The sequence below is a fragment of the Rossellomorea yichunensis genome (assembly GCF_032337515.1).
GTDB lineage: Bacteria > Bacillota > Bacilli > Bacillales > Bacillaceae_B > Rossellomorea > Rossellomorea yichunensis.
Genome location: NZ_JAVYAD010000002.1, coordinates 172,431 through 185,829, shown reverse-complemented (window position 1 = coordinate 185,829; position 13,399 = coordinate 172,431). Strand labels below are relative to the sequence as shown.

At 40.5% G+C, this 13,399-nt stretch carries 14 protein-coding genes and 2 riboswitches; of the genes, 9 read left to right on the top strand and 5 right to left on the bottom strand.

Annotation, left to right across the window (positions count from 1 at the left end; genetic code table 11):
• Positions 1-56 precede the first annotated feature (56 nt).
• Positions 57-157: riboswitch (purine riboswitch) on the bottom strand.
• Positions 158-371: 214 nt separating this feature from the next.
• Positions 372-1,229, top strand: a complete 858-nt coding sequence (locus tag RSX31_RS05365) for a CvfB family protein (protein WP_148994017.1) — start codon at positions 372-374, stop codon at positions 1,227-1,229.
• Positions 1,230-1,328: 99 nt separating this feature from the next.
• On the opposite strand, the gene RSX31_RS05360 is transcribed toward RSX31_RS05365, so the two are convergent.
• The 3 genes from RSX31_RS05360 to RSX31_RS05350 form a co-directional block, all read right to left on the bottom strand.
• Complete coding sequence (locus tag RSX31_RS05360; RefSeq protein WP_315633735.1) at positions 1,329-2,549, bottom strand: MFS transporter; 1,221 nt, start codon at positions 2,547-2,549, stop codon at positions 1,329-1,331.
• Positions 2,550-2,883: 334 nt separating this feature from the next.
• A complete protein-coding gene (locus RSX31_RS05355) occupies positions 2,884-3,402 on the bottom strand; it encodes a glycosyl-4,4'-diaponeurosporenoate acyltransferase CrtO family protein (protein WP_222928931.1) in 519 nt (172 codons plus the stop codon).
• Complete coding sequence (locus RSX31_RS05350) at positions 3,399-4,514, bottom strand: glycosyltransferase (protein WP_315633730.1); 1,116 nt, start codon at positions 4,512-4,514, stop codon at positions 3,399-3,401. Before RSX31_RS05350 ends, RSX31_RS05355 begins: the two co-directional genes overlap by 4 nt.
• Positions 4,515-4,713: 199 nt before the next feature.
• Here RSX31_RS05350 and RSX31_RS05345 point away from each other — a divergent pair, with 199 nt between their 5' ends.
• On the top strand, positions 4,714-6,219 hold the full coding sequence (locus RSX31_RS05345) for a phytoene desaturase family protein (protein WP_315633728.1): 1,506 nt from the start codon (positions 4,714-4,716) through the stop codon (positions 6,217-6,219).
• Between the two features lie 48 nt (positions 6,220-6,267).
• On the opposite strand, the gene RSX31_RS05340 is transcribed toward RSX31_RS05345, so the two are convergent.
• Positions 6,268-6,426 (bottom strand): hypothetical protein, encoded by a 159-nt coding sequence (locus tag RSX31_RS05340; RefSeq protein WP_187443352.1) that lies wholly within the window; start codon positions 6,424-6,426, stop codon positions 6,268-6,270.
• Between the two features lie 57 nt (positions 6,427-6,483).
• Positions 6,484-7,014, bottom strand: coding sequence for a peptide-methionine (S)-S-oxide reductase MsrA (msrA, locus tag RSX31_RS05335; RefSeq protein ID WP_315633725.1), 531 nt, complete (start codon positions 7,012-7,014; stop codon positions 6,484-6,486).
• Between the two features lie 223 nt (positions 7,015-7,237).
• A riboswitch (cobalamin riboswitch) is annotated at positions 7,238-7,436 on the top strand.
• Positions 7,437-7,570: 134 nt separating this feature from the next.
• Between msrA and RSX31_RS05330 the strand changes: the two genes are divergently transcribed.
• Genes RSX31_RS05330 through RSX31_RS05300 form a run of 7 tightly spaced genes read left to right on the top strand, consistent with a single transcriptional unit; the run spans position 7,571 to position 13,393 of the window.
• A complete protein-coding gene (locus RSX31_RS05330; protein ID WP_315633723.1) occupies positions 7,571-8,536 on the top strand; it encodes an ABC transporter substrate-binding protein in 966 nt (321 codons plus the stop codon).
• Entirely contained in the window at positions 8,499-9,557 is a 1,059-nt protein-coding gene (locus RSX31_RS05325) for a FecCD family ABC transporter permease (protein ID WP_315633721.1), read from the top strand. Before RSX31_RS05330 ends, RSX31_RS05325 begins: the two co-directional genes overlap by 38 nt.
• Positions 9,554-11,014 carry an adenosylcobinamide amidohydrolase gene (locus RSX31_RS05320; RefSeq protein WP_315633719.1) on the top strand — a complete coding sequence of 487 codons (1,461 nt, stop codon included), beginning with the start codon at positions 9,554-9,556 and terminating at the stop codon, positions 11,012-11,014. Before RSX31_RS05325 ends, RSX31_RS05320 begins: the two co-directional genes overlap by 4 nt.
• Before the next feature lie 43 nt (positions 11,015-11,057).
• Positions 11,058-11,639, top strand: coding sequence for a bifunctional adenosylcobinamide kinase/adenosylcobinamide-phosphate guanylyltransferase (locus RSX31_RS05315; RefSeq protein WP_315633718.1), 582 nt, complete (start codon positions 11,058-11,060; stop codon positions 11,637-11,639).
• On the top strand, positions 11,626-12,417 hold the full coding sequence (locus tag RSX31_RS05310; protein ID WP_315633717.1) for an adenosylcobinamide-GDP ribazoletransferase: 792 nt from the start codon (positions 11,626-11,628) through the stop codon (positions 12,415-12,417). Before RSX31_RS05315 ends, RSX31_RS05310 begins: the two co-directional genes overlap by 14 nt.
• Positions 12,375-13,004: a histidine phosphatase family protein gene (locus RSX31_RS05305; RefSeq protein ID WP_315633716.1), complete on the top strand. Its 630-nt coding sequence runs from the start codon at positions 12,375-12,377 to the stop codon at positions 13,002-13,004. Before RSX31_RS05310 ends, RSX31_RS05305 begins: the two co-directional genes overlap by 43 nt.
• Entirely contained in the window at positions 12,956-13,393 is a 438-nt protein-coding gene (locus RSX31_RS05300; protein ID WP_148968855.1) for a bifunctional adenosylcobinamide kinase/adenosylcobinamide-phosphate guanylyltransferase, read from the top strand. The genes RSX31_RS05305 and RSX31_RS05300 overlap by 49 nt, the downstream gene beginning before the upstream one ends.
• Positions 13,394-13,399: the final 6 nt, after the last annotated feature.

The following is a 13,399-nucleotide window of genomic DNA, read 5'->3' as shown; positions in this document are numbered from 1 at the left end:
AAAATAAAAAGACTCCGGTCAAAAGTTAACCAGAGTCATATCCACAGGATAAAAATAATCGTGTTATTTTATCTTGTAGACAAGCCATTTAAGGTAGCTGGTAGAAACGTTCAAGCCTTATTCTTGAACTTATACAAGGTGTATGAGAATTTGTTATAATTGAATTAGAAGCATCATATCAAGTGACTTTCATCAGGTCAATGGAACAACTAAATGTTCGTGAATTCATTATTTTCTAAATTGATGGTTTATTATTAAAATCGCCTCATGTACTATACATAATCACTGAAAAAAGCTATATTTAGTGAATACAAAACTTGAGTAGAGAGAACTTAAGTTAATAAGTAATTGAAATAGGAGGAACTAGAATAATGTCTTCTTTAAAACCAGGTACGGTAGTGGATTTATTCGTTGATCATGAAGTACCTTATGGTTTCTTTCTAACGAATGAAATAGATCGTGTGCTATTGCATCATTCTGAAATAACAGAAGAAATTCAAGAAGGAGATACTGTGAAGGTATTTCTTTATCATGATAAGGATGTTCGCCTTACAGCGACAATGCGTATCCCTAAAGTACAAGTCGGTGCTTACGGATGGGCTGAGGTAGTGGATAAAAGGGAGGATTTAGGTGTTTTCGTTAACATTGGCCTTCCTAAGGATATTTTAGTCTCGGCAGATGATCTTCCTAAATTCCTGGAACTTTGGCCAAACCCGGGTGATCAGTTGTTTTTAACACTGAATCGTGATAAGCAGGACCGCTTATACGGACGATTAGCGACTGAAAATATCATTGAGCAGGTGTCTAGAAGAGCATCTACAGAAATGATGAACGCAAAAGTGCAAGGACGTGTGTATCGACTGCTTAGAGTCGGAACCTTTTTCTTATCCGAACAAGGATATCGATGCTTCGTTCATGAGAATGAACGAAAAGCGGAACCAAGACTGGGAGAGCTGGTTGAAGGGAGAGTCATCGACGTTAAGGATGACGGGAACTTAAATGTATCTTTCTTACCGTTAAAGCAGGACAAAATGCTTGATGATGCTGAGGTCATTCTGGAGTATCTTGCAGAAAGGAATGGAGCTATTCCTTTTTGGGATAAGAGCCAGCCGGATGACATCAAAGATCGCTTTAATATGAGCAAGGCATCCTTCAAACGAGCCCTAGGAAAACTCATGAAGGAAGACCGGGTTTATCAAGAAGAAGGCTGGACTTATTTAAAAAAGTAAAAGCAATAACGGGAGGCTCGCCCAGAGGGTGTAGTCCTTCCTGGTTTTCTTGAACATATATAAAAGAGTGCTGACCATAACTGTCAGCACTCTTTTGTATTATGATTCTATTTGTTTCACATTTTGCTGGGCTTTCTGCATACTTACGGATTTAATAGGCAGGATCGTGCCTAGCAATGCGATGAATGCACATCCGATCAATACAGTTGAATATCCTGTTACTGCAATTGTAGATAACACTCCGAACACAACAAGGTCCAGGAAGGAATCTACAATGGAAAGCAAGGAAATTGTTGTCGCCCTGATCCCGGACGGAATCAGATCATTGCTTAATTGAGCGTATATCGGATAACGGATGGCTCGAACCAGTCTTAAAACGAAAAAAGATCCGAGAACAATCCATAATGTTGAACCAAATAAAGCGGATAACAGTAAGCCTATTACAGCTAACAAACCAGAGACACTCATAAGCTTCACCCTCGAAACCTTTGCAGTCATCCACCCAATGGAGTTAGAAGCAAAATAACCCATGACTGCCGAAATGGCATAAAAAACGCCAATTAAATAAACAGGCAATCCTGCCTCCTTCATCAAGGGCTGATCGAAGTATTGATAAACAGCTCCTGCAGGAATGAAGACCAACGTTACGTTTAGAAACATCAGCAAAAGCTCTGGTGCTTGACGAATCACGCGCAGACCACTTTTAATTTGAGAAAAAGGATTCTCTCTTTTGAAGGAGTCCATAGTGGGCTGCTTAATTTTGAGGACGAAGAATACTTCTATTAAATGGAATGCCAATCCTAAGATAATAAGTAGATTGAATTGGCTGTCAGCTAAATCTTTAGCTAAATAAGAGCCGAATATAACCGCAATCAGCATACTGACAAATGTAGCAGATTGAATTTTGCCCATTGCATGATCCATGCGATTTTCTTCATTGGATTCTTTGAGCGAGTCATAAATTAGTGCCTCATCAGCCCCCGAAAAAAAAGTCACGCTAAACCCATTTATAAAGCTATATAAGAAAAACATCCAAGGATCGTAGGCAAATAAAAGGAGCACAATACTAATGATTTTAAGCACAGAACCACACAAGAATGAATATTTTGCCCCAAACCGGTCAGCAAACATTCCGGTTGGAACTTCTCCAATTAGTACAGCTCCACTCCAAAACATGAGTAGAATCAAAATTTGAGAAGAAGTTAATCCTCTTTCAAAATAGAATAAAGTCAAGACTGGTTGAAGAAAACTGATCGTACCAAAAAAAGAAATCCAAAATAGCACCCGGATATTATGGGATGCAATGGTTCGTTTGTCCATATATGTCTCCTACTTCCTAATAATGTACTATTGTCCCGGAAGAAGGAGCGTCGTTTCATGTATAAGGAACTTAAACGTTCACTCCTCCTTGAAATGTTGAAAGTGTTTTGAACGTTTTTTGCATGTTATTTCCTCCTCATAATTGATGCAATTAGTTTAGCATAATGATGGGAAAAAGAAGAGACTTAATTGTTCGACAAATATCTACATATAGGGGTTATTTGGAACATGGGGAGAAAAAGAAGAGGGAACCGAGCAAATCGGGTGATGTATGGCTATTGAAGTGGAGGACTTCCTCGGTTCTTATCATTAAAATGGTCTAATTTTTAAAAATTTATTCACTATTTGTAAAATGGTTAGAGATGTGTGGTCTTAGATTCCTTGATGGGCGAGATTTTGACGGAGAATATTGAGCAATTATCTTAACGATCCTCATTCGATTGTAGCGCTGCACGAGAATAAGGGGCAGGTTAAATGAAATTCCGTATAGGAACATGATCCAGGACTCGACTCCATTATTTAGAATGAAAAAGAAAGGTGCCGGTATCATTTGCAGCCAGTGGGATAATTCGGCACGAGTCAATTCGTATAGGAAGGTGATCCGACCCTGATGAGAAGTGAGGCCGATTTCATTTTTATTTACCCCACCACGAAACCATCTCCCTGCATCAGGTATATATTCCTTCCATTTTTTAATCTTCAAAAACTCAAATATTCCACCCCCGGCTTCCATTTCAAGAGGATGAAAGAGGGGGGACAACCTTTGGAGTTGTTTGTTGGTCAATCTGGATGTCAAAAAGGAAATAACGAAATGAATACTTACCCAAGCAAAAATATTTACAAGGATGATCATTTCATCTTTTCATCCTTTCCTTTCTCTAAATAAATGTATCGATCCTTCCACTTTGTGTTTTTCGTCAAAAATGTTGTAAACACCGAGTGGGAGAATGTCATCACGAAGAATAGAATATGGACTGGAAATAAAAGCGTCTCAATAATGGTGAAATTTCCAATCCTGCTAAGAATGAGATACAAGTAAATACTTAAAGAAAAGTATTGAATCATATAAATATATGGATCTGTCCATACCATTACCGGCGAATGAATGACAAAAGAAGCGAGTGAGGTAATCCACAAAGAAGATAGTACCAAGAGGATGATGTTTGTCGATTTTGCCCCGGAAGCGAAACTCTTCGACCACCCGTAGAATAACTCACTCAATCCGTTCCCATACATTCTCATGGATATGGCATTGCTTCCGCTCGCTGCTACTACTAATTCTCCACATTTTTTTGCACGTTGACTTAAAGCAAAATGCTCCACCATATCTCCTTTGATTGCTTCGTGCCCACCAATTCGCTGATATACATCTCTTGTACACAGGAAGCACTGACCAAACCCACCCGAAGGTCTGACCAGCCCGGATAGGAGATGAGTGACACTCGTTGAGGCGAATACGATTAAATGAAACATCATGGATAAAGTCTCAAATCCACTATTCATCTTATGAAAGGGATGAATGCTCAGAACTCCTTGACATTGCTGTTGTTGATAAGTCTCGCAAATTCTTAGAAGTCCTGCTTGCTCGAACCATGTATCTGAGTCCACAAACAGTAAGAATTCTCCCTTGGATGCTTCCGCACCATTCCAACAAGCCCAAGATTTTCCGTTCCATCCATTTGGAAGAGGGGGAGTATCCACCACTGTTGCACCGAACTCTTCAGCTATCGCCTTCGTACGATCCTTCGATCCATCATTTACCACGATCACTTCAAACGGCTGAATAAATTGCTTCTGAATACTCGATAATAGATTTCCAATTGTCAGTTCTTCATTTCTGGCAGGAATGATGATGGAGCATTTTTTTACGAGAAAACTATTCCTTACATGAATGGACTTTTTGACTGTAGGGATTCTAGTAAAAAGGAAAACGGTAAGAATAATAGACCCTAACCAAATATACATTTTTTCACCTTCTGATCTTTTGGTTTTTATCGACATTTTAACCATTTTGGTTAAAGGTGATACCTTTTTTCAAATGGATTGGTTGTTTTGTGTGTGTAAATTCATGTCAAATTTGTTTGAAGTCAATCAAAATGGGCACAATGGAAAGCTGAATAAGCGATTCAGCAGACAACGATCTTTCTCGTAAGGAGGAAATGAGATGAAGAAGAAAGTGATAGTAGTAGGTGGCGGATTAGGAGGTATGTCAACAGCGATCCGTCTTGCATCAGAAGGATTTAACGTGACCATTGTTGAAAAAGGGGAAAGACTTGGCGGAAAATTAAACAAAAGAGTAGGAAAAGGCTTTTCTTTCGATACAGGCCCATCGATCCTTACGATGCCGTGGGTTCTGGAAAAAGTTTTTGCTCATGCAAGCCGTGATCTGAATGATTATGTGGATATTATCAGAGTGGAACCGGGCTGGAGGACATTTTTTGAAGACGGAAAGGTCCTGGATGTATCTTCGGACCTTCCAACAATGTTAGAAGAAATGAAAAAGACATCCACGGAGGATGCGAATAATTTCTTTAACTATTTAAGCTACTGTGGAAAAATGTATGAGCTCACAATGAAAAGCTTCTATAAAAAGAGCATCAATGGCTTGCAGGACCTACGCACGATGCATCCGGTCAAGGAATTACTGCAAATGGATCCGATGAAATCCATGGATGCTGCGAATCGTAAATTCATTAAAGACAAGCATTTGCAGCAGCTGTTTAATTTCCTGATCATGTACGTCGGTTCGTCACCTTACCATGCACCAGCCATCATGTCACAGCTTACACATGTTCAGTTGGCGCTGGGAGTCCATTACGTAAAAGGCGGAATGTATAAAATTGCAGAGGCAATGGCAAAGGTGTTGGAGGAACTCGAGGTAGAGATTCGCTTAAATTGTGAAGTTGAGGATATTCTTACCACTGGCAGCCGTGCTGAAGGAATACGTACGAAAATAGGAGAAGAGTTGATGGCGGACATCGTGGTATCGAATTTAGAGGCGATCCCTTGCTACAAATCCCTTTTGGCTGATTATCATGAGTCACCTAAGGAAGTCGAGGAACTAAGCAAGTATGCCCCTACGGTTTCAGGTTTGGTTCTGCTGCTTGGGGTAGACCGTAAATATGATCATCTTGCTCACCATAACTTCTTTTTCAGTAAGGATCCTAAAAAAGAATTCAGGCAAATCTTCGATGAGAAAAAGCTGGCTGATGATCCGACGATTTATATTGGTATCTCGTCAAAATCGGATCCCACACAGGCTCCTGAAGGAAAAGAAAACCTGTTTGTGTTGACACATGTGCCACCTTTAAAAGAGGGTGAGGATTGGACTCAATACAAAGAATCTTATCGACTCCAAGTACTGGAAAAGCTGGAGAAAATGGGCGTAACCAATCTAAGGGATCATATTGAATACGAATATACCTTCACTCCTAACGACCTTCAAACCCTTTATGGGGCGAATGGTGGTTCTATCTATGGGACTGTCACAGACCGAAAGCTTAATGGAGGCTTCAAGATTCCGAATAAGAGCAGAGTGCTCTCTAATATGTACTTCGTGGGAGGTTCAACCCATCCAGGCGGAGGTGTGCCGATGGTCTCACTTTCAGGACAACTGACAGCGGAACTCATCCTTAATGAGCAAGTGAAAGTGAATCGATTCATTGGTTAATATGAAAAGGTGAAGGTTAAATTTAAATAATCTTCACCTTTTATGTTTTTACTGCTTTTCTGAAGAATGATTATCTACCGTATCCGAGTTATTTACATTCTCTTCATCTTCATCAGGATAGGGGTCAAAGAAATTGACGACTTTCCCTGGGCCTTCAAACCCGATAACCTGCTCTTTATCTTCTGTATTTTTCTCGTTTTTCTTCATACAAAAAACTCCTTCCTGCCATTAGTTTGGCGAAAGGAGCTTTTTTCATCCCACTATTTAGTTCTTCCAATGATTATCTATAAATTGATCGCGACCTGATTTTGCCCGGTCTTGTTTATATTCATCTGGATTTTTCTTGTAGAATTTTTGATGGTATTCTTCTGCCGGATAGAAAGTGGAAGCAGGAAGGATGTTTGTGACGATAGGCTTCTTGAATCGTCCACTGTCTACTATTTCGTTCTTTGTGTTTTCAGCTAATTGTTTTTGGTGTTCATTATGATAAAAAATAGCTGTCCGGTACTGATTGCCGCGGTCATGGAATTGTCCCCCATCATCCGTTGGATCAATCTGAGGCCAGTATAGCTCTAATAATCTTTCATAAGAGAACAAATCAGGATTAAATGTGATTTGAACAGCTTCGTAATGTCCACTATTTCCTTCTTTTATATCTTGATATGTTGGGTTTTCAAGGTGGCCCCCTGAATAACCTGACACGACATCAATTATTCCCGGTAATTCATCAAATGGCTTTACCATGCACCAAAAACAACCACCTGCAAAAGTAGCGATTTCTTTTTTTTCATTCATTGCTGAACCTCCTGTACCATATGTGCTCCTCTAAAGCAGTAAAGCGATTGCTTGAAAAAGATTTTATCACGAATGAATGGAGGGGACAATCTATTAGCTCGAAAGGTTGCATCGGGAAAAGATTCGAAAAGAAGTATTCCTGCTATTTTCAGCAAAGTTTATCAAATTTCATTCACTATCCATAGAATCTTGTGTATAATTCTGTTGAACGGAATAATTACATACGATATGAGATTAGGTGAAGCGGAAGTTTCGGTAGCAAACTTTTTAGCTTCATAATAGGGAAGTTGGTGTAATTCCAACGCGGTCCCGCCACTGTAAATGGAAGTGAGCTGTATGAATGCCACTGTACCAATGGGTATGGGAAGGTGCAGCAAACAATGACCATGAGCCAGGAGACCTGCCTGATTTCTTTCGCACCAAATCTACGCGGATAGAAAGGTGTAATGTGCATATTTAACGGTTTAAAGCCTTTTATGCATTTTACACAGCATCTCTAGTCCCACTGGAGATGTTTTTTTGTCTGGGAATAAGTTCATCTACAGGAGGAAAACGTATGAAACACACATTCAAAATCATTCTCGTACTAATAGTATCTCTAGGACTCCTTTCAGCTTGCGGTACTGACAATGAAAATGTTGAAAAGAATAAAGATAGCGGGGAAGTCAGCCAGGGGCAATCTGCTTTTCCTTTGTCAGTAAACGATGCCCTGAATAATAAAGTCACGCTGGATGAGCAACCTAAGCATATTGTTTCATTGATTCCGAGCAATACAGAAATCTTATTCGAGTTAGGATTGAATAAGGAAATCGTAGGTGTTTCAGATTTTGATAATTATCCAAAAGAAGCGGCGGAGAAAGAAAAAATAGGTGGAATGGAATTTAACGTTGAGAAGATTATCGGTCTGAATCCGGATTTGGTTCTTGCTCATGAGTCCACTGCTGTGTCGGCGGAAGAAGGGTTAGAACAGCTTCGAGGTGCAGGGGTAAAGGTCTATATCGTACGTGATGCCAATAGCTTTGAGGAAGTGTACACCACGATGGAAAACATCGGCACATTGGTAGGCAAGAAAGATGAAGCTGAGTCTGTCATTTCTGAGATGAAAGCGGATCTTGAATCCATTAAGGAAAAAGTCAGTGGTGTATCTGAAAAGAAAAAAGTGTATGTAGAGGTTTCACCTTCCCCTGACATATATTCGACAGGAAAAAATACTTTTATTGATCAAATGCTTTCACTAGTAAATGCCGAAAATGTGATGAGTGATCAGAAGGGATGGGTCCAAGTAAATCAAGAAGCGGTCATCGCTTCAAATCCTGACGTCATCATTACAACCTATGGTTTTTATAGTGAAAATCCTAAAGAACAAGTGATGGGCCGAGAAGGTTGGAAAGATGTAACTGCTATAAAAAATGAAGATGTCCATGATGTTCATTCAGATCTGGTCACACGTACTGGTCCGAGATTAGTTGAAGGAGTAGAGGAAATTGCAAAGTCAATCTATCCGGAGTTATTTGCAGAATAAAATATGGATAACATACGGGTTGGCTGTAACGTTTTTACTTTTCGCTCTCTTTACAGGCATTTCGATCGGAACCGTCTCTGTCCCACCGATGGATATTCTGTTCATCGTTGGAGCTAAATGGTTTGGATTCCCTATACCGGGAGAAATTGATCCAATGTTTGCAAATATCGTGTACTCCATAAGATTGCCCAGAGTATTACTGGCATTATTGGTTGGCAGCTCCCTGGCAATTGCGGGAGCTTCTTTTCAAGGACTATTGCGCAACCCGCTGGCTGATCCATATACATTGGGTGTGTCTTCAGGAGCATCGGTCGGTGCTGTTATTACGTTGTTCTTTAATTGGAGCATTCCGTTTATCGGGAAGTTTACGCTTCCCTTTCTCAGTATTCTTTGTTCGATTATAACCGTGTTCCTCGTATTATGGTTTGCACAGAAGGTTGAAAGAACCATGAAGGTAGAAACCATCATATTAACAGGGATAATTTTCAGCTCTTTTTTAGGTTCCTTTATATCCTTAATGATTGCCCTGACGGGAGAGGAATTAAGACAGATCATCGGTTGGCTTCTTGGAAGCGTGTCCATGAGAGGGTGGGATTACATTACGATAATATTCCCCTTTTTCTTAATTGGAGTGATCGTTTTGTTCCTCAATGGCAAGGAACTGAATGGCATGAGCTTTGGTGAAGAACAAGCCCATCATATCGGGATATCCGTACAAAAGAGAAAACTCCTCATCTTAATTGCTGGAAGTATCCTCACGGGAGCGGCTGTCGCCGTTTCAGGTACAATTGGATTCGTGGGGCTCGTAATTCCTCATTTTCTAAGAAGGATCGTAGGGCATGACCATAGACACTTACTTCCTTTGTCCATCATTGTTGGGGGAGGCTTTCTCGTATTGGCTGATCTCATTTCAAGAACCATCATTGCACCAACCGAGCTTCCGATTGGAGTGATAACAGCTCTTATTGGTGCCCCGATGTTTGCTTATATTCTCCTGAAGAAAAGAGGGCTTTCATCATGATAGATGTAGACGGTGTTACAGTAGGATATAACGATAAAATAATCGTGGAAGACATGAATTTTCATATAGATGAAGGAGAATTCTTTGGGATTCTTGGACCTAACGGAAGTGGAAAGACGACGCTGTTAAAAGCCATGACGGGTCTGCTTCCATTAATGGATGGAAGCATAAGGTTAAAAGGAAAAAAACTGCATCATTTCTCTTCAAGGGATCTTGCCACACAGGTAGCGGTACTTCCTCAGATATCGACAGAAACCTTTTCCTATGAGGTGAGGCAGACGGTTATGCTGGGGAGATATGCTCACCAAAAAGGTTTCTTTAAAGGAACGACTGAACGGGATTCTGAAATCGTGGAGAAGGTAATGGATCAAACGGGCATTACTTCCTTTCAGGACCGCTTCCTTCATGAGTTGTCCGGGGGAGAACGGCAGAGGGTATTCCTTGCCCAGGCTCTCGCTCAAGAGCCACAGGTCCTGTTGCTTGATGAACCCACTAATCATCTCGATCTTTCGTATCAGAAGTCATTGTTGGATTTAATTAAAAATCAAACAATACACGAAAAATTAACGGTAATCGCAATCTTTCATGACTTAAACTTAGCAAGTTTATACTGTGATCGCTTACTTCTCTTAGATAAAGGAAGAACCAAACTTCTCCATCACCCGGAAGAGGTTCTGAAAGAGAAACATATAGAAGAGGTGTATCATACAAAGGTTCAGAAACAAGCTCATCCTTTAGTTGCAAAACCTCAAATGGTCATTGTTCCTGAGGAGAGTGCGACAGAGAACTTTGTGTTAGATGAAAGCTACCTAAACGTAAGAGAAGAATACATACATTTCTCTGCCCCTTACCCATTAAAATGCATGTCCTCAGGAATTATTGGTGCAGGAATCGGGTGGTACAGGCACTTTATCAATCGTAGGGTCCCTGCAGATTATGACTGTTCAGATTATCAAGAGGACATGAAAGAATTTCTTGTTCATAAAGACCTGGACCCCTCATTTTCTGTAGGCATGATGACGGCGCTTCCTTTAAATAATATGGTTTGCGAATCATTCGAAGTTCAGGGGCATTCCGTATTCGTCGTAGTGACAGCCGGTGTCGGGAATGCGATTGATGTCTCGACAAGTTATCAATATGATATTGATTTAAGGCCAGGCACGATTAATACATGGGTGTTCATAAATGGGAATCTTTCAGATGAAGCATATATAGAAGCCCTTGTAACCTCAACAGAAGCGAAAGTGAGGGCCCTACATGACATGAATGTGAGGGACAGAAGAACTGGTCAACTTGCAACCGGGACACCGACCGACAGTATTCTGATCTCCTCAAGTCAACAAGGAGAGCTGGAACCGTTTGCCGGACCGATTACACCAATAGGGAAGTTGATTGGGCGCGGTGTGTATGAGGTAACAAAAAAAGCCATTGAACGCTATTTGGATCAAACAGAGTAGAATCATTTCAATGAAAAGGTAATTGAGGAGAGGGGGAATCGGCTTGGGAGCCCTATATTTTATTACCGGAGGGGTTAGAAGCGGCAAAAGCTCTTTTGCTGAAAAATGGGCAATTGAGAAGAAGAAGTCAAACGTTCCATTGGTCTATCTTGCTTGTGGAGTAAACACTGACAGGGAGATGGAGCAAAGAATCTTGAAACACCAGCAGGACCGGCAAGCGTCTGCTGTGGAATGGACGACGATTGAATGTCCCAATTCAATTGAAAGGATAATCAACCAAATTCCTCAACACTCCGTTGTACTGTTGGACTGCCTCACGACTCTTTTAACAAATGAGATGTATGATAGTAATGAGGAGAAAAGTCAATATATAGAAGAGAAAATCTATCAATCTATCGTACAGTTGCTAAATAAAGTTGATGTACTGTTCCTGGTTAGCAATGAATTGGTTTCTGACCTTCCAATTGATTCAAAGGATATCCTTACTTTCCAGAAACGGCTTGGTGCATTGCACATAAGAATGGTGAAAAAAGCATGTGTGGCAATTGAAATGACGGCGGGAATCCCAGTTGTGAAAAAGAGGGGTCCGAATGAGGAAGGACGGTTTCCTCATGATCCTATTTAAAAGCTTTCTCCTTAACCTGCAGTTTTTTACGATTCTGCCGATCCGTAAAGAATTTTCAATAGGGAATAGGGAAATGAAGTGGATGGTCCGGACATTTCCACTGTTAGGTTTATTTGTAGGTGTGTTTCTTGTAGGAGGATATGTTTTTCTGGATTCTTTTACCCACATAAGCCCTCTAGGTATATCATTCTTTATTTGGGTATTGCCAATCGTATTAACGGGCGGTATTCATTTAGATGGCTATATGGATGCAAGTGATGCCTTTTTTTCTTATAGAGATAAGGAAAAGCGATTAGAAATAATGAAAGACCCGAGGGTAGGCGCCTTTGGCGTTTTGTCACTGGTGGTATTGCTTTCTTCACGGTTTTTATTTATTTATGAAACCATCCTTCAAACCCATTCCACTATTTTGATAGGTATGATTCTTGTGTCGATTCCCTTTTTAAGTCGAATGGTGATGGGGGCGAGTATAATCCTTATCCCTGCAGCCCAGACGTCTGGAATGGGATATGGTTTCAGAAAGAATGTGACCGGTTATGATCTTATATGGATTGTTTCTGGTTTATTGCTGGGTGGAGTCGGCAGCTTCTTATTAAATTGCTTTAATTTTTATGCTTTATTCAGCCTGGTGACGTTAGCTATATTCTTCTTTGTTTATTCTAGATCCATCAAATGGTTTGGCGGTATGTCCGGTGATACAATCGGGGGCAGTGTAGAGGGGGTGGAGTTGTTTTTATGGATGACTATATGGTTATTGCATGTATTCGCCATGGTTTAACAGAGGAAAATGAGAAAGGGAAATACCTCGGCTGGACCAATTCCAGTTTATCTCGAAAAGGAATCGAATTACTTAAAAGGCGAAATACTTTTTTTGAAGAGTATGAACGATGCTTTTCGAGTGATCTTAATCGCTGTTTAGAAACCGCTCATTTTCTGTTTCCTCATGCTCCATTAATCTCTTCATCCCTTTTAAGAGAGATACACTTTGGAGGCTGGGAAGGTCTAACCTATGAGAGCTTAAAGGATGACGATGCTTATCAAGAATGGTTATTGGACCCATCCATTTCTCCACCAAATGGAGAAGGGATAGAACAATTTGGAAAACGAGTCGATTTAGCCTGGGCACAGATCGTTGCCCAGATAGAAGAGCACAATGGGAAGCGGTACGCCGTTATTACTCATGGTGGAGTCATTCGACATCTATTAACTTCTTTATCTCCTGGACATGTTCACAGAACGTTTTGGGAATGGAAGGTCAACCATGGAGAAGGGTATGAAATGGTATGGAAGACAGAAAATGATTGGAGGAATCAAACATGTACTTCGTTACGGGAGGTTCCTTTAATGGGAAAAGCATATGGGTGAAAACCCATTTTAATCTTAAAGAAACTGATGCAACCTGGATTCCATTATTTAGTGGAGAAAGGATTCATTTGGATGATATCAACTTTTCAAACTCTGTCATCGTAATAGAGGGACTTGAGTATGGAATTCGATCAACCATTTTAAATAATGATTCCGAAGTCAGAAAGTCTTTTACAATTTTGATGCAAACCTTAAAGCAGTGGGAAGAAGAAGACCCTGATCGTAGAGTGATCTGGATAGGTTCAGAGGTCGGGAAAGGAATTGTCCCAATGGAAAAGCTATCCAGGGAATGGCGGGATATGACAGGATGGGTTTATCAAGATCTGGCGAAAATGTCTAAGCAAGTATGGCTGGTTTGGTACGGCCTTGCTACATCGCTAAAAGGATAAAGGAGA

Bases quoted from the DNA above. Each gene is read 5' to 3' on its own strand.
- RSX31_RS05365 (WP_148994017.1), top strand. From the start codon at position 372: ATGTCTTCTTTAAAACCAGGTACGGTAGTGGATTTATTCGTTGATCAT.
- RSX31_RS05360 (WP_315633735.1), bottom strand. From the start codon at position 2,549: ATGGACAAACGAACCATTGCATCCCATAATATCCGGGTGCTATTTTGG.
- RSX31_RS05355 (WP_222928931.1), bottom strand. From the start codon at position 3,402: ATGATCATCCTTGTAAATATTTTTGCTTGGGTAAGTATTCATTTCGTT.
- RSX31_RS05350 (WP_315633730.1), bottom strand. From the start codon at position 4,514: ATGTATATTTGGTTAGGGTCTATTATTCTTACCGTTTTCCTTTTTACT.
- RSX31_RS05345 (WP_315633728.1), top strand. From the start codon at position 4,714: ATGAAGAAGAAAGTGATAGTAGTAGGTGGCGGATTAGGAGGTATGTCA.
- RSX31_RS05340 (WP_187443352.1), bottom strand. From the start codon at position 6,426: ATGAAGAAAAACGAGAAAAATACAGAAGATAAAGAGCAGGTTATCGGG.
- msrA (WP_315633725.1), bottom strand. From the start codon at position 7,014: ATGAATGAAAAAAAAGAAATCGCTACTTTTGCAGGTGGTTGTTTTTGG.
- RSX31_RS05330 (WP_315633723.1), top strand. From the start codon at position 7,571: ATGAAACACACATTCAAAATCATTCTCGTACTAATAGTATCTCTAGGA.
- RSX31_RS05320 (WP_315633719.1), top strand. From the start codon at position 9,554: ATGATAGATGTAGACGGTGTTACAGTAGGATATAACGATAAAATAATC.
- RSX31_RS05310 (WP_315633717.1), top strand. From the start codon at position 11,626: ATGATCCTATTTAAAAGCTTTCTCCTTAACCTGCAGTTTTTTACGATT.
- RSX31_RS05305 (WP_315633716.1), top strand. From the start codon at position 12,375: ATGGATGACTATATGGTTATTGCATGTATTCGCCATGGTTTAACAGAG.
- RSX31_RS05300 (WP_148968855.1), top strand. From the start codon at position 12,956: ATGTACTTCGTTACGGGAGGTTCCTTTAATGGGAAAAGCATATGGGTG.